16 protein-coding genes and 2 pseudogenes are annotated in these 14,014 nt (G+C 62.6%); 7 read left to right on the top strand and 11 right to left on the bottom strand.

Annotated elements, in window-relative coordinates; all coding sequences use genetic code 11:
* Window positions 1-77: 77 nt before the first annotated feature.
* Window positions 78-407, bottom strand: a complete 330-nt coding sequence (locus WFR25_RS19470) for a helix-turn-helix domain-containing protein (RefSeq protein ID WP_272799590.1) — start codon at window positions 405-407, stop codon at window positions 78-80.
* 116 nt (window positions 408-523) lie between these two features.
* On the opposite strand from WFR25_RS19470, the gene WFR25_RS19465 reads away from it, so the two are divergent.
* Window positions 524-2,125 (top strand): phosphoenolpyruvate carboxykinase, encoded by a 1,602-nt coding sequence (locus WFR25_RS19465; RefSeq protein WP_272799589.1) that lies wholly within the window; start codon window positions 524-526, stop codon window positions 2,123-2,125.
* An 11-nt stretch (window positions 2,126-2,136) separates the two neighbouring features.
* Window positions 2,137-2,348, top strand: a pseudogene (locus tag WFR25_RS19460) (cupredoxin domain-containing protein); the annotation flags it as partial.
* Between the two features lie 48 nt (window positions 2,349-2,396).
* On the opposite strand, the gene WFR25_RS19455 reads toward WFR25_RS19460, so the two are convergent.
* On the bottom strand, window positions 2,397-3,068 hold the full coding sequence (locus WFR25_RS19455; RefSeq protein ID WP_043155225.1) for an NAD(P)H-dependent oxidoreductase: 672 nt from the start codon (window positions 3,066-3,068) through the stop codon (window positions 2,397-2,399).
* Between the two features lie 169 nt (window positions 3,069-3,237).
* Complete coding sequence (locus WFR25_RS19450) at window positions 3,238-3,591, bottom strand: hypothetical protein (RefSeq protein ID WP_272799588.1); 354 nt, start codon at window positions 3,589-3,591, stop codon at window positions 3,238-3,240.
* 35 nt (window positions 3,592-3,626) lie between these two features.
* On the opposite strand from WFR25_RS19450, the gene cydX reads away from it, so the two are divergent.
* The 3 genes from cydX to WFR25_RS19435 all read left to right on the top strand — a co-directional run bounded on the left by cydX (window position 3,627) and on the right by WFR25_RS19435 (window position 4,590).
* Window positions 3,627-3,800: a cytochrome bd-I oxidase subunit CydX gene (gene cydX / locus WFR25_RS19445; RefSeq protein WP_419723216.1), complete on the top strand. Its 174-nt coding sequence runs from the start codon at window positions 3,627-3,629 to the stop codon at window positions 3,798-3,800.
* 168 nt (window positions 3,801-3,968) lie between these two features.
* A complete protein-coding gene (locus tag WFR25_RS19440) occupies window positions 3,969-4,214 on the top strand; it encodes a cyclic nucleotide-binding domain-containing protein (protein ID WP_336972979.1) in 246 nt (81 codons plus the stop codon).
* A 37-nt stretch (window positions 4,215-4,251) separates the two neighbouring features.
* Entirely contained in the window at window positions 4,252-4,590 is a 339-nt protein-coding gene (locus WFR25_RS19435) for a helix-turn-helix domain-containing protein (protein ID WP_336972977.1), read from the top strand.
* Between the two features lie 13 nt (window positions 4,591-4,603).
* Here the strand turns inward: WFR25_RS19435 and WFR25_RS19430 are convergent, their stop codons facing one another.
* The 7 genes and pseudogenes from WFR25_RS19430 to WFR25_RS19400 form a co-directional block, all read right to left on the bottom strand.
* Window positions 4,604-5,083 carry a hypothetical protein gene (locus tag WFR25_RS19430; protein ID WP_272799586.1) on the bottom strand — a complete coding sequence of 160 codons (480 nt, stop codon included), beginning with the start codon at window positions 5,081-5,083 and terminating at the stop codon, window positions 4,604-4,606.
* 45 nt (window positions 5,084-5,128) lie between these two features.
* Entirely contained in the window at window positions 5,129-5,788 is a 660-nt protein-coding gene (locus WFR25_RS19425) for an OmpW/AlkL family protein (RefSeq protein ID WP_048576305.1), read from the bottom strand.
* 652 nt (window positions 5,789-6,440) lie between these two features.
* Entirely contained in the window at window positions 6,441-7,241 is an 801-nt protein-coding gene (locus WFR25_RS19420; protein ID WP_048576306.1) for a universal stress protein, read from the bottom strand.
* Window positions 7,242-7,493: 252 nt separating this feature from the next.
* On the bottom strand, window positions 7,494-7,958 hold the full coding sequence (locus WFR25_RS19415) for a hypothetical protein (protein ID WP_272800170.1): 465 nt from the start codon (window positions 7,956-7,958) through the stop codon (window positions 7,494-7,496).
* Window positions 7,958-8,275: a TehB family protein gene (locus WFR25_RS19410; RefSeq protein WP_048576307.1), complete on the bottom strand. Its 318-nt coding sequence runs from the start codon at window positions 8,273-8,275 to the stop codon at window positions 7,958-7,960. The genes WFR25_RS19415 and WFR25_RS19410 overlap by 1 nt, the downstream gene beginning before the upstream one ends.
* A 4-nt stretch (window positions 8,276-8,279) precedes the next feature.
* A complete protein-coding gene (locus WFR25_RS19405) occupies window positions 8,280-8,723 on the bottom strand; it encodes a globin domain-containing protein (protein ID WP_048576308.1) in 444 nt (147 codons plus the stop codon).
* 184 nt (window positions 8,724-8,907) lie between these two features.
* Window positions 8,908-9,256 (bottom strand): annotated as a pseudogene (locus WFR25_RS19400) (group III truncated hemoglobin); the annotation flags it as partial.
* A 112-nt stretch (window positions 9,257-9,368) separates the two neighbouring features.
* On the opposite strand from WFR25_RS19400, the gene WFR25_RS19395 reads away from it, so the two are divergent.
* Window positions 9,369-9,830, top strand: coding sequence for an RrF2 family transcriptional regulator (locus WFR25_RS19395; RefSeq protein ID WP_048576309.1), 462 nt, complete (start codon window positions 9,369-9,371; stop codon window positions 9,828-9,830).
* Between the two features lie 35 nt (window positions 9,831-9,865).
* On the opposite strand, the gene WFR25_RS19390 is transcribed toward WFR25_RS19395, so the two are convergent.
* Window positions 9,866-11,143: a DUF4010 domain-containing protein gene (locus WFR25_RS19390; protein WP_048576310.1), complete on the bottom strand. Its 1,278-nt coding sequence runs from the start codon at window positions 11,141-11,143 to the stop codon at window positions 9,866-9,868.
* Window positions 11,144-11,420: 277 nt separating this feature from the next.
* Here WFR25_RS19390 and WFR25_RS19385 point away from each other — a divergent pair, with 277 nt between their 5' ends.
* Window positions 11,421-14,009 (top strand): cation-translocating P-type ATPase, encoded by a 2,589-nt coding sequence (locus WFR25_RS19385; RefSeq protein ID WP_043153848.1) that lies wholly within the window; start codon window positions 11,421-11,423, stop codon window positions 14,007-14,009.
* Window positions 14,010-14,014 lie beyond the last annotated feature (5 nt).

Below are 14,014 nucleotides of genomic sequence, written 5' to 3'. Positions count from 1 at the left end.
TCCATCCCAGACGAACAGGTTGGTATTGATCGCTCGATACAGGTGTCAGCAGCGGCCCGCCGGCTGTCCTTGGTGTGTCATGCAACGTGGCCATTGCCCACCGGCGCTTCGATCTGGTCGAACAGCATCGATGGCACGCGTGTGGACGCGCGTTTGTTCAGCGACTCCCTCAACCGCACCCCGCGGCCGATGCCGATGCTCGGTGCATTTTCCCCGATCAGTTCGATACCCGCGCTCTCGAGCGCTGAGATCACCTTGACCAGCGTATCCACTACGCCTCGTACCTGGCCGTCCGATGCTTCCATGCGCTGGATGGTCGGCAGCGACAGTTTCGCCAGCTCGGCAAGCTGGCGCTGGTCGATGCCGAGAAGGGCGCGCGCGGCGCGCATCTGCTGTGACGTGATCATAGCCCTCTCATGATGGATAAGACATCAAATAGCAATCTTAACAATCAGCTATATGGTATGATATGGCGAATGCGCCACTGTTCGGCATGTAACGATGAAGCTTAGGAGATGCAAAAATGACGGCTTTCCCGATCCAGAACCCGGACCATGCGGTCAAGGACGGGACGCAGCTCCATCGCAATCTCGGGACGGCCGAACTGGTGGAAAAGGCGATCCAGCGCGGGGAAGGGGTGATGTCGAGGGACGGTGCCCTGGTCGTCGCGACCGGCAAGCACACCGGCCGCTCGGCCAGGGACAAGTTCATCGTCAAGGACGCCGAGACCGAAAATACGGTCTGGTGGGGCCCGACGAACGTGCCCATGACGCCCGAGCATTTCGCGGCACTGAAAGAGGATTTTCTTGCCGCGCTGGGCGCGAAGAAGACGGTCTTCGTCCAGGATCTTTTCGGCGGGTCACAGGCTGATCATCGCGTCAATGTGCGGATCTATACCGAGCTCGCCTGGCATAGCCTGTTCGTCAAGACCCTGCTCGTTCGTCCAAGCCCAACGGAGCTTGAAGGGTTTATCGCGGAGTACACGATCATCGACCTGCCGAGCTTCCCGGCAGACCCGGCCCGTCATGGCTGCCGCTCGGAGACGGTGATCGCGGTCAACTTCACCGAGAAGCTGATCCTCATCGGCGGCACGGCCTATGCCGGCGAGATGAAAAAGTCGGTGTTCTCGATCCTCAACTATCTGCTGCCGGCCAAGGGCATCATGCCGATGCACTGCTCGGCCAATATTGGCCCCAAGGGTGACACGGCGGTCTTCTTCGGCCTCTCCGGCACTGGGAAGACCACGCTCTCGGCCGATGCCAGCCGGACGCTGATCGGCGATGACGAGCATGGCTGGTCAGACACGGCGGTCTTCAATTTCGAAGGCGGCTGCTACGCCAAGATGATCAACCTGTCGGCCGAGGCCGAACCAGAGATCCATGCGACCACCAAGCGCTTTGGCACGGTGCTGGAGAATGTGGTGATCGACCGGGAGACGCGCGAGATCGATCTCGACGACAACAGCCTGGCCGAGAACAGCCGCGGTTCCTACCCGATCGACTTCATCCCCAATGCGAGCGTCGATAATCTGGGGCCGGTGCCGAAGAACATCATTTTCCTGACTGCCGATGCCTATGGCGTGCTGCCGCCGATTGCGAAGCTCACGCCAGAACAGGCGATGTACCATTTCCTCTCGGGCTATACTGCGCGTGTCGCCGGCACGGAGATTGGCGTAACAGAGCCGACGGCGACCTTCTCGACCTGCTTCGGCGCGCCGTTCATGCCGCGTCACCCGAGCGTCTACGGCAATCTGCTGAAAGAGCGGATCGCCAGGGGCAGGGTTACCTGCTGGCTGGTCAACACCGGCTGGACGGGCGGCAAATACGGCGTCGGTAAGCGCATGCCGATCAAGGTTACCCGCGCTCTGCTGAACGCCGCACTTAATGGCAGTTTCGAAGGGATCATCTTCACCAGGGATACGACATTCGGGTTCGAGGTTCCTGTGACAGCGCCGGGGATCAGCGGTGATATTCTCGAGCCGCGCGGGACCTGGGCAGACAAGGATGCCTATGATCAGGCTGCTTTGAACCTTGCGATGCAGTTCGCTGAGAACTTCAGGCAGTTCGAGGACAAAGTCGATGCGGCGGTGCTTGCTGCGGGGCCGCGGGTTCTCAATCAGGCATGATGTCGTCATCGGCACCATCGCGGAGCATCGACATCCACCTCACCGGCAACATGGAGCGGTCTATGTGGCCGATCGACGGTGAGAAAATGTCGGACGTGCACGAGCCAATCCCGTTCATCGAAGGCGAGCGGGTGCCGCAAATCTCATCGAAGACCGCATGATGGGGCACCCGATCCGCACCCATGATCACTTCTTCGAGTTGGTGACCGGGCATCGCGATCATCGCCATGAAGGCTCGACCCACTCTAATCGCGCACCAGGATGGTGTCGTTCAACTTCCGTCCGAGATCGAAGGCGGAGCCGCAGCGCCATATTGTTCCACGGCAAGCCTCGCGCAGATCTTGCGCGCCCGCTCACGGACATCGGAAAGATGCTCGTCGATGAAGCGTGTGGGCAGGCCTTCGACGATACTGCCGATGTGAAGATAGTCAGCCGATTTCATCGAAAAGGCCCGGAAGAGATATCGGCTCGATAATTCCCGCAGCGAGTCCAACTGCCCTTGTTCGTCCAGCCATGCGTCGCGGGCGCCCGATGTCGTGATCGTGATCATATGGCCTGCGGTCAACGGGCCTCGTCCTGCGCCATCCTGGACTTGATGCGGCGTGACGCCCGCGCCGATCACGCGATCGACGTAGCCTTTCATCATGGCCGGCGGCAGACCGAACCAGATCGGATAGATGAGCGCCACAACATCACAACCTTCGATGGCTTCGAGTTCGGCACGCACGTCAGGCGCGATCTCGAAACCACGCCTGTCGGGCCGTTCTTCGTTCTTGAGTACCGGATCGAACTTCATCGCATAGAGATCACGCAGGATTGCCTCTTGCCCGCATTCCCGAACTGTCTCGCAATAGGCGTGTGCGATGGCGGCATTGAAGCTCTGTGGATCGGGATGGATGAGGATCGCCACATGTCGGGCATGCCCCTTTGCCGCGTCAGCCATCGAACGACTCCTTCAGCTGCAATGCTACCCTACCGCACGATGGCTCGCCCTTGGGGAAATTACGCAACGATGGACATCACTGACGAAGCGGCCAGTTGCTGTCCCGCCAGAATGTGGATGGCTTCGATCGCCCGATCGCTTGCGCGGGACAGGCGGTGGCTGACGAGAATCAGACGCTGCCGGTTATACATTCAGGTCCCTGTCCAGCCGTTCGACCACCAAACCCGCTTTCATAATTCAGGCCTTCTGAGGTTATCGAGTAGGAGCCCGTGCGCAGGAGTAAGATAGGTGCGACCCAGTGAGAGGCGCCGACGCTCCCCACCCGAAAATCCGATGTCATTCTCACCGACCCAGCGTTGAGGCCATCCAGAAGTGCTACCAGCCGATCATCGATCACGGCGACATGCAACACGGCCCATAGCTCGGCATCGGTCACGGCCTCGAGGGCCAGCGGTAGGTTGTCCCCGATCGTCTCGGCGAGCAGAACGGCGTCCTGCGGCACCGCCTGGGCCCACAAGATCATGTGGGGCCGTCTGACGACCGGGGTCGTTTCCACGCATCCGGATTACTACTGATAGCAGGCACATCGCCACATGGTATTTCGCTTGGGTTCTCGGGCTCGGCCTCGCGGTCGGCTTCAGTATCCTCAACGGCACCTGGCACGAGGTCCACTTGCCCAATGGGGCGACGGTGCCGGACGAAACTGAGCTTCCGAAACCGTTGCCGGCCTGAACTCTGGACTCCGCCGGCGTAGATGCGTGAGTGGGGATGAAGATGCTCGGTAGCCGCACAACCTTGGATTGGCCCGATGGTGAGGAGAGGTTTCCGACATCGGTTTGTATGGATTGCGCGGTTCGCCGGGACTCTTTGTGCGGAACGCTTGCGGGTGAAGACCTCATCATGCTGCACAAGCTTGGCCGGCGCCGCCGTTTACGTCGCGGCGAATCGATCGCCTGGGCAGGAGAGGAGAGCCGCGGTTGCGCGAACGTCCTTTCGGGAATCCTGAAAGTCAGCGCGTTGACCGCCGACGGCCGCGAACAGATTGTCGGCTTACTCTATCCGTCGGACTTCGTGACAGCCCTTCGTGGGCAGCTTCGAATTCACAGTGACGGCGTTGGGAGACGCGGAAATCTGCACCTTTCGTAAGTCCGATTTCGAAGGGTTTCTGTCGACGCGAAACGGGATGACCCAGGCTCTCCTGCGCCGTACCTTCGATACGCTGAGCGATGCGCGCAAGCGCATGCTTCTACTCGGTCGTCAAAGTGCCAGCGAGTGGATCGCAGACTTTCTGCTCCAAACTTTCGAGAGGATCGGGGGCTATAGCGCCAGCGCCAATGGACCGGTAACCTTCGATCTTCCTCTTTCCCGAGGCGCAATCGCCGATGTGCTGGGCCTCACCATCGAAACGGTCAGCCGGCAAATGACCAAGCTCAAGATGGCCGGCGTGATTGCCCTGCCGGGCGGTCGCGCGGTGACGATACTCAAGCGCGACGCGCTCAGGCGAATGGCCGACGCTGCCTGAATGATCGTGGCCGCTAGGCGCGACAGCGCCGGTCGAGGCTGTCGCGCAATAATGTTCGCGCTGCGGGCGTAAGACGCTGCTCCGCGAGCCCGAGGATCGCCAACTCCTCGAACGCCATATCGGCCCGGCACGCTTCGAAGAAGCAGCGAAGCATATATCCCAATGTTGTTGCCGGCAGTGGAGAGGCGCCAGGCTGGAGAGCCGCGACGAGGTCCTGCGCTTGCACAACCTGTGACGCGCTGCGGCAGCGGATACGATCAAGGACCGCTTCGCCGTTCGGCATCGCCCGTGGGGCGAAAACGGTTTCCAAGAACCTGCGCTCTCGAGCTTCATGGGTGGGAAGCCGGTTCTCAAGCTCACGGCAAACCCAAGCCGCGTCATCTTCTTCCGGAAGGGTCGGCAGAGCGTCCGCAACCGATTCCAGCATGTCGCAAAGACAGGCAAGCTCGGCGTGGTCGATAAGCAGCGCGATCAGGTCGATCTCGTCGATCATGTACCAACCCATCGGTGGGACCAGGTTCGTGGCGGCTTGCATCGCTCAGAACCGCATGCCGATGCCGATACCAGGCACCAGAGGGTCAAGGTGGACACGCTCGCGGTTGATCAGACTGCCCGTCGTCAGACGGGCCGTGGTATCGATGTCGATATATTTGAGGTCAATATTGAGGAAAATGCGAGGGGTAATGTCGATATCGACGCCGGCCTGCAGGGCATAGCCGAAGCTGTCCTTCAGTTTCAGCTTCGTGTCACCAATCGCCGACTGGAGCGCATTGCTGGCCTTTTCCGAATAGAAGATCGTGTAGTTGACGCCCGCGCCGACATAGGGCCGGATATGTGCGTTGGGGGCAAAATGATATTGAAGCGTGAGCGTTGGCGGAAGCACCCAGGTTCGTCCTGCCTTGCCGAGTCCGTCAAGCGCGCCGCGTCCTTCGATGTGATGCTTCGTCGTGGCCAGGATCAGTTCGGCGCCGATGTGCCTGGTCGCCATATAGGTGAAGTCCACTTCCGGCGCATAACTGTTTGTCACCGCCGTATGGGCGGTCGGAAAACTCGGAAGGATCGGGCCGGTCTCCTCGGTCGGCGTCACCCGGATCGCACGGGCACGGATGATCCAACGCTTGTCTGCTTCTTCGGCATGGGCCGGGACCGCGAGCGCGGCAACAACTGCGCCAATCGATACAAGGACTATCCTTTTCATGCCTATCTCCATGCCGTGTTAGATATGGATTAGGAGACTTGCCGACTTCGAACTTTGACCGAGCGCAAACATATGTGCGCGATCTGATTTGGTTCCAATAGACCCGGTCGCATTGGTTTCGTCGGACTACAGAGGCGGAAATTATGCGCATTGGCGCGATAGATGTCGCGCAGATTGCCGTGGATCCGCTCCGCTCTCTGGCGCACTGTTCGAAGCGCGCCTGATAGTATCTCTCAAGTGGTGGTGTCGCGGCCGTTCTCGAACAATACCGAGCCGCGTTGCAGCATGAACTCGCCCCGTCGAAGACCGTTGGCTTGCGAGGGCCGTGCCGTGATCTGGCTCGACCGAACAGGAGTACTTCAAGGGGATGCGGAGGTTTGAGCTTCGTTTCCGCGATACGTACGAAAGGACGCCCCACCCGGTTGCCCGGAGGGGGCGAGTTCCGTTCGCGGGCGGGGAGGAGATAGCCCGCGTCCGGTATGGTGTTAGGCGAGGGTAGCGCTTCTCTCTTTGATCGTGGTCAAATTATTCACTGAGGGGCTGATATGCCCTTCAAGGAGTCAGAGTGTAATTTGTGACTGCTTCCATGGCCACGGCGGCGCGAACCTCTGGATGACGGCAGTCGACCGTCGCACTTACGCACACGGCCCCTTCAGTGCCCGAGCACCAGCGGCAGCTTGCTCTTGGTGAGCATCCGCTTCGTGACGCCGCCAAACGCTTCCAACAGTCGGCCGTGACTATAGGCGCCCATCAGCACATAGTCGGCGTGCCAAAGAGCCGCTTCCTCGGCGATCAACGCGTCCGGCGCGTGAAGTCCGTCGTCGACGATCTTCACGCTCGCGTGCACGCCATGGCGTGACAGATATTCGGCGGCTTCGGTCGGTTCGGTCTTTTCGGCGCCGTCACGGGCCATGAAAATATGGACGTCGGATGCGAGCTGAAGAAGGGGCACGCAGGCGCGCATCGTGTCTGCCGCAGACGCCTGACCATCCCAGGCGATGAGCGCGCGACCGGCCGCGTTGAACCGTTCCAGCTTCTCAGGAACAGCAATGATGGGCTTGTGCGCGTGCATCACGATCCGGCTGGCGATCGTGCGCATATCGGGAAGGGGATAGGCGTCGAGCGTCCGATTGAGCACGATCAGATCCGCGAGCGTCGCCGCCTCGAGGACACAACTGGCGATATCGCCGGTCGCGTCGGTCCAGTCCCAGCGAACGTCTTCATGCGAGAGGCGCTCCGTCAGCGCAGCCCTGTTCTTTGCCTCGTTCTCCCGCTCGTCGGTCAGCATCACGGCTTCACCAAAGCCGGCATAGAGGTCGCCCGCGACCACCGGCGATTGCGTGACGTCGATACAGGTCAGATGCCCATCAAGGGCACGTGTCAGGTCGAGCGCCGTCTGCAGCCTGGCTTCCTGCCCATCGTCGGCGTGAACCAGCAAAAGAATGTTCTTCATCGTCGCCTCCATATTGATGGAGGGACTCTATTTGCGACCCACGGCTCAGAATATGCGGGACTATACTGATGCGAGACAGTCACATGGTGACTGCAGCGATCACTGGATGGCTGTTCGCTCAGCAACCTGTGGCGGCAAAGCGGCTTCGCGTTGCGGCAAACCAAATGGATGGTGGCATTGTCGGTGGCGTACCCCCGGGGACTGGCCGCCGGCCGGCCGACGGCCTCCGATAGTTTGCGAGTTCAGCGTTGCTCAGATGAGGCCATGGCTTCCCGCGACGGCAGCCATGACCGTCAGGAGTGACAGGACCAGCACAGCATTATGCATCCGTTGCATGCGATCGAAGACGGCCGCCGGCGTCACCGGATCCGCCAGGCGCCGGTGAGCGACCAACGGCTCGGCTACAAAGAGCATGGCAGCGAAGCCGATCCAGAGCAGCAGCATCGCGTGCATCCACCAGAAATGCAGGTCGGCGAACCTTTCGAGCATGCCGCCGCGCCCGACCATCCAGCCGCCACTTAACCCGGCGAGCAGCACCCACAGTCGAGCCTGCGCCGCGAACCGCCCCTCGAAAGCATGGAAGGTCGCGAGCCGCTCGCCAGGTGGATAGCGTCGCCGGATGGCTGGCATGAGCACCGTCGTGACGAAGGCGACGCCACCGATCCAAAGGACGACAGCTGCCACATGCAGAGTCCGCGCGAGGGCGAGATCGTCGATCACGACGCGTCCGCCGCGCGCCGGAATTCGACATAAAAGCGAACCGGGCCAACCGGGAGTACATGGTGAAGGATTGTCGGCTCGACGACACCGGGCGGCCCGCCAGAGGCCAAAAGCCGTTCACCCGGCTGCCGGCGGGGATCGGTCACCCTATAGCGCAACGCGCCTTCGGTCACGTGGATGAGTCCCCATGTACCAGGCTTGGTGCTGTGGTCCCGCAGCAGGGCCGCCGGGATCGTCTCCGACGTAAACTCGGCGGTACGTCGATAGGCGGCAATCCCATCGGGCAAAGTGACCGCTGCGGGAGCCAGTTCCATCGGATCAGGCCGCCTCGGCGTAGAGCGCCGCCTCACGCGCGATCAGCACGTCGGCAAGAAACCAATAGGCTTCACCCCAGGCCGCGAGTACCTTTTCATCTACCGCGTTGCCCAGCACGTCCTTGATCGCCGGCAGCAGGGCATCGGCGACGGCCGGGTAATGCGCAGGCTTGATATGCGTCTCGACATGCCGGCTCGCGATGCGCTCGATCGCGGAAGTCAGGACGTCGAGCTTGTCGACATTCTTGGCAAAAGCGAGGATGGCGTCGGCTAGGCGTTTCGGCTGCTCGCCCGACCGTTGCGCGGCCTGATTGAACAATGCCTTTATCTCGGGATCAACAAACAGGCGTTCATACATTCGTGTCGTGATCGCCAAGCCGTGCTGCTGAAGCGCGGGTGCGGTGGATTTGACGATAGCCATCGTTTCAGCCGACATCGTGCGTGCCATGAGATCTTCTCCAGATTGGGGCGTTGTGGTGGGATCGTCCGCATGCCCCTCGCTGCGGTCGAACCGGGAAATCAGGCCGCGAGGCGTATGTCTTTGGCATGCGCGGGATAGGGGGCGGGCTGCGTCTCCACGGGAAGCACGGACATGACGATACTCCTGGAGATCGGGCCGGCCTGCGGCCGGTCGGGGAAGGCGATGGCTTGAAGAACAGGGCGAGGCTCAAGCTTTCGGCAATGCGGGCGGCCTTGCCTTGCAACATATGCGCCGCTTCGGGCGTCATCAGCGCGTTCGTGGTTTCCGCCCACAAGGCGAGCCAACGGTCGAACATGGCCGGCGTGATCTGCGCGCGATAGCGTGCGTGCGCCGGCACCGGCTGCCCCCCAGAAGTCGGCAAGCCTTGTCAGATCGCCTAGCCAGTCGTCGATCGCGCCGTTGAAGAGTGGGCCGATCAGCTTATCGGCCCGCACCCGGGCATAGAAAGCGTCGACCAACTGCCGCAGCCCAATTTCGTCGATATCGGTACGCTGCGCCACCGTCTCGTCCTCCAATCATGTATTGGAGATGCATCTATCGGGGCACAGAGAAACATGCATTTGGGATATATACTTATAGTGCTTGGACCGGCTTTCTCCCATATCTGACGGCATGCGATTGACCCGTTACACCGACTATGCGCTCCGGGTGCTGCTGTATCTCGCCGAGCGTCCCGAACGTGTTTGCGCGATCGCCGAGATCGCCACCGCGCATGCGATTTCCAAGAACCATCTGATGAAGGTCGTCCACGAGTTGGGCAAGGCGGGCTATGTCCAGAGCGTGCGCGGCTGCCACGGCGGCATGCGCCTTTGCCGGCCGCCCGACGCCATCAATATCGGCGCTGTCGTACGGGAGATGGAAGGGGACTTCGACCTTGTCGATTGTGCTTCGTGCGTCATCACGCATCGCTGCGGCCTGCAGGGCGCGCTCGGCGAAGCCCTGGGCGCATTTCTTGCCGTGCTTGACGGCTATTCGTTGGCGGACCTGTCCCGCCAGGCGCCGTCATCGCTGACGAATGCTCCGATCACCTCTCCAATGCTGGGGTCGGTGCAACGGCCCTTGGCGATTTCCTGACCGCGAAGTCGGGGTGGCCGGACGCCCCCGATCGGTCAGTGCAAGAGGATGGGCAGCATCAGTAGGCTCGCTGCGACGCTCGCGATCAGGGCCAGGGCGGCGGACCTGCCCCGATGCCTTCCGGCCAGGCTGATCGTGGCCCCGGCCTTGACGAGGGTGTTGAGCATGACCGGGGCGGCCAGAACAAGGCCCGCCGCTTGGCCGTCCAGCACGCCCTTTGGCAACCCCCCCATCGTGATGATAGCGGAATCGACATCCGCCATCCCCGACAGGGCCAGAACCGTGGCAAGGCCGGCATCGCCAAACCGATCGAGCACCCAGCGCGAGGCCAGCGACAGAAGCATCACCAGCGCCATGAGGCCGAGCGCCGGCGCAAGGTTGAACGGGTTACGAACAAGAACTTCCCGGCTGGACGATGAGGGCAGTAGCGCTGCAGCCCGGAGCTGCCAGGCCGTGGCGAGGGCACTGACCACCACCGCCGGCGCGACCAGCAGCGCCAGCGCCGGCAGCGCAAACGGCGCCAGCGCGCCCACCAACACCAGCACGCGCACCAGCATGACCACGGAGGCGGTGGTGATCCCTGCAATCAGAATGGGCCCATTTTCCGCATCGTCGCGCAGCCGGGTCGCCAAGGCGGCGGTTACCGCCGTGGATGAAACCATGGCGCCGGCAGCGGCCGTCGCGAGCGTCCCGCGCGATGCGCCCAGGCGCTTGCTGGCCATATAGCCGGCGAAGGAAAAGCCCGAAACAAGGACGACCACCATCCACAGTTGCCGCGGATTCCAGGCATCATAGGGACCGCAAGGGCGATCGGGGAGGAGTGGCAGGATGGCGAGCGAGATCAGTGCGAATCGGGCGATGGCGCTTACCTCGACCTCGCTCAACCGCCCGATCCAGCCGTGAAGCTGCGATCGGAGCGCAAGCACCAGCGTCATTACCACGGCGATGATCGTGGCGAGGCGTTCCTCCCGGGTGGTTGCCAGGAATCCGCAGCCAAGCGTCAGCAGCCCGGCAAGGCTCGCCGTGCCGCTGATCGGGCCGCCCCGCCAGGCCGCTTGCGCATATCCCATCAGAACCAACATGGCCGCAGCAGCCATGAGGATGATCGCCACCCCTGGCTCGATCGGCCGAAGCGCGCCCGCGACACCTCCGGCCAGCCCCAGAAGTCCAAAGGTCCGGATGCCCGCGAAGCGGGAGCCGGCCGGTTCATGGCGCAAGGTCCAGCCACGCTGGACGCCGATGAGAAGGCCAAGGGCCAGCGCTAGCGCGATGCCGACTATGGTAGCAACGCCTCCGGCTATCGCAAAATCCATCTCAAACGCCGTCACTTATGTCCTCGGTTCTGAATGCAAGGTCGTCCAATGGCCTTGATGCGACCGTATGACCCAATCCAAATGCGAATATCTATTGGCTGCGGGTAGCGGCCAAGGCTCACGGCGCCAATCTTGGCGAGCATAATAGGATAACAGGAATGACGATCAGAGGAATCCGTAAGTACCCGTAATGTGCCGGTAGTCGGCTTGCACCAGAATGATCTTGAAGCAGGCCGGCGACGCAGCACGTCGCTCACTTCGAACAGGAAGAGAATGGATGCCGATCGCCACTGACCAGCGACCTACCGCGCCATCCCGGTCCGGGCTGACCGCAGCGGAGGCCCGGCGACGCCTTGATGCCCAGGGACCGAACGAACTGCCTAGAGCAGGGCGGCGCACGGTGCCGCACATTCTCGCTGAAGTGGTCCGGGAGCCGATGCTGGCGCTGCTGCTTGCGGGCGGCGTCGCCTATATGCTGCTGGGTGACCTTGGCGAAGCGCTCATCCTCCTTGGCTTCGCGACCTTTTCGATCGGCATCACGGTCATCCAGGAAAGCCGCACCGAGCATGTCCTAGAGGCGCTGCGCGACCTGTCGGCGCCGCGTGCGCTGGTGATCCGCGACGGGACCCGCATCCGCATTGCCGGGCGCGAGGTGGTCGATGGCGACCTGCTCGTCCTGGAGCAGGGGGACAGGGTCGCCGCCGACGCGATGCTGATCGCGGCGGACGATCTTCAGGCCGATGAATCGCTGCTTACCGGTGAGTCCGTACCTGTCCGCAAGCAGGCGGTGCTTCAGGGCGAGGAATCGTTGCGGCGACGGCCGGGCGGGGAGGACCAGCCGCTTGTCTATTCGGGCTCGCTCATCACCCGCGGCTCGGGGCTGGCGCTGGCGATCGCGACCGGCCCGCGCAGCGAGATCGGCAAGATCGGCCAGTCGCTCTCGACGCTCGATGCCGAGCCGCCGCGCCTACGCCGGGAAACCGCCCGGATCGTCCGGCTCTGCGCGATCGGAGGCGGCTTCGTCGCCCTCCTTGTCGTCCTGCTCTTCGGGCTCCTGCGCGGAGGATGGATCGACGCTATGCTCGCGGGAATCGCGATCGGCATGTCCATGCTGCCGGAGGAGTTCCCGGTGGTCCTCACGATCTTCCTCGCGATGGGGGCATGGCGCATTGCCCAAGCCGGCGTCCTCACGCGCCGGGCGGCCGCCATTGAGACGCTCGGTTCCGCGACAATATTATGCACCGACAAAACCGGAACTCTCACCGAGAACCGGATGGCCGTGACGGAGCTGTGGCTGGCGTCGGGCGAGACGGCGACGGTCGACGGCGTGACCGAGCCTTCGACCCGGTTTCACGAACTCCTGGATACCAGTATCCTGGCCAGCGCCCCGGTGCCGGTCGATCCGATGGAGGTCGCCTTTCACCAGGCAGGCGCGGGCATCCCGGACCTTGCAGAACGCCGTGCCAAGCTCAGTTTGGCCCACAGCTATGGACTGCGGCCTGAATTGCTGGCGATGTCGAACGTCTGGCAAGCGCCCGACCCCGAGGCGGCCTGCACGGTGGCGGCCAAGGGCGCGCCGGAGGCCATCGCTGCGCTCTGTCATCTGTCGCCGGATGAGCGCGCGCGCCTGAAGGCTGCCGTCGATACCATGGCTCTAAGGGGCATGCGCGTGCTGGGTGTCGCGACGGCATCGACTGGCCCGGGCGACAGCTTGCCGGAATCCCAGCAGGAGCATGATTTTGCCCTGATCGGTCTGATCGGCCTTGCCGATCCCCTGCGCGCCAGTGTGCCGGCCGCCGTGGCCGAATGCCGTAGCGCCGGGATCAGGGTCGTGATGATCACGGGCGACTACGCTGCCACCGCGCGAGCGATAGCGACGCAGGCCGGAATCATGGACGGCGATGTGCTGACCGGGACCGAGCTCGCTGCCCTGGACGACGCGGCGCTTGCAGAACGGCTGAAGACGGTGACAGTCTTCGCGCGGATCATGCCGGAGCAGAAGCTGCGGATCGTGGCGGCATACAAAGCGGATGGCGAAATCGTCGCCATGACCGGAGACGGGGTGAATGACGCACCGTCGCTCAAGGCCGCGCATATCGGCATCGCCATGGGTAAGCGCGGCACCGATGTCGCCCGGGAAGCCTCGGCGATCGTCCTGCTCGACGATGATTTCGGGTCGATCGTGAAGGCGGTGCGGCTCGGGAGGCGCATCTACGACAATATCCGCAAGGCGATGGCCTTCATCTTTGCCGTCCATGTGCCGATCGCAGGCCTCGCGCTGCTGCCGCTTGCCTTCGGCCTGCCCATCCTGTTCGGGCCGATCCATATCGCGTTGCTCGAGATGATCATCGATCCTGTCTGCGCGCTCGTCTTCGAAGCCGAGCGCGAGGAGCAGGATCTCATGAACCGTAAGCCGCGCCACCCCGAGGAACGGCTCTTCTCGCTGCGCATGATCGGCTGGAGCGTGTTCCAGGGCGGGCTGGGCTTTGTGCTGCTCGCCGGGATATTTCTGGCATCGAGCTATTCCGGCATGCCGGAAGCCGATGCGCGCGCGTTGACCTTCTTTTCGCTCATCGGCGTGATCCTGGTGCTGATCCTAGTCAATCGCTCGTTCGACACATCGCTCCTTCACGCGCTGGTCCGGGGCAATGCGGCCCTGCGCTACGTCCTGGGCGCGGTGGTTGCGGTCGCGGCCATCATCATGACCGTTCCCGCACTTCGTAGCCTGCTTAAATTCGGTCCGCTCCATGGCCCCGACCTCGCGATCACCATGGGGTCAGCAGCGCTGCTCCTGATCCTGCTTGAGGCGAGCAAGATGGTCGAGTTGCGGTGGGCGTCAAGCTTTGCACGGCAGCCGCGAACGTGACACGT

It is taken from the genome of Sphingobium aromaticiconvertens, from assembly GCF_037154075.1.
In the GTDB taxonomy this organism is placed as follows: domain Bacteria; phylum Pseudomonadota; class Alphaproteobacteria; order Sphingomonadales; family Sphingomonadaceae; genus Sphingobium; species Sphingobium aromaticiconvertens.
The sequence above is the reverse complement of the archived record's forward strand: the minus strand, read 5'-3'. Positions and strand labels throughout refer to the sequence as shown.

What these genes read in the sequence shown, in the direction of transcription:
- WFR25_RS19470 (WP_272799590.1), bottom strand. Translation starts at nt 407, where the DNA reads ATGATCACGTCACAGCAGATGCGCGCCGCGCGCGCCCTTCTCGGCATC.
- WFR25_RS19465 (WP_272799589.1), top strand. Translation starts at nt 524, where the DNA reads ATGACGGCTTTCCCGATCCAGAACCCGGACCATGCGGTCAAGGACGGG.
- WFR25_RS19455 (WP_043155225.1), bottom strand. Translation starts at nt 3,068, where the DNA reads ATGGCTGACGCGGCAAAGGGGCATGCCCGACATGTGGCGATCCTCATC.
- WFR25_RS19450 (WP_272799588.1), bottom strand. Translation starts at nt 3,591, where the DNA reads ATGATCTTGTGGGCCCAGGCGGTGCCGCAGGACGCCGTTCTGCTCGCC.
- WFR25_RS19440 (WP_336972979.1), top strand. Translation starts at nt 3,969, where the DNA reads ATGCTGCACAAGCTTGGCCGGCGCCGCCGTTTACGTCGCGGCGAATCG.
- WFR25_RS19435 (WP_336972977.1), top strand. Translation starts at nt 4,252, where the DNA reads ATGACCCAGGCTCTCCTGCGCCGTACCTTCGATACGCTGAGCGATGCG.
- WFR25_RS19430 (WP_272799586.1), bottom strand. Translation starts at nt 5,083, where the DNA reads ATGATCGACGAGATCGACCTGATCGCGCTGCTTATCGACCACGCCGAG.
- WFR25_RS19425 (WP_048576305.1), bottom strand. Translation starts at nt 5,788, where the DNA reads ATGAAAAGGATAGTCCTTGTATCGATTGGCGCAGTTGTTGCCGCGCTC.
- WFR25_RS19420 (WP_048576306.1), bottom strand. Translation starts at nt 7,241, where the DNA reads ATGAAGAACATTCTTTTGCTGGTTCACGCCGACGATGGGCAGGAAGCC.
- WFR25_RS19410 (WP_048576307.1), bottom strand. Translation starts at nt 8,275, where the DNA reads ATGGAACTGGCTCCCGCAGCGGTCACTTTGCCCGATGGGATTGCCGCC.
- WFR25_RS19405 (WP_048576308.1), bottom strand. Translation starts at nt 8,723, where the DNA reads ATGGCACGCACGATGTCGGCTGAAACGATGGCTATCGTCAAATCCACC.
- WFR25_RS19395 (WP_048576309.1), top strand. Translation starts at nt 9,369, where the DNA reads ATGCGATTGACCCGTTACACCGACTATGCGCTCCGGGTGCTGCTGTAT.
- WFR25_RS19390 (WP_048576310.1), bottom strand. Translation starts at nt 11,143, where the DNA reads ATGGATTTTGCGATAGCCGGAGGCGTTGCTACCATAGTCGGCATCGCG.
- WFR25_RS19385 (WP_043153848.1), top strand. Translation starts at nt 11,421, where the DNA reads ATGCCGATCGCCACTGACCAGCGACCTACCGCGCCATCCCGGTCCGGG.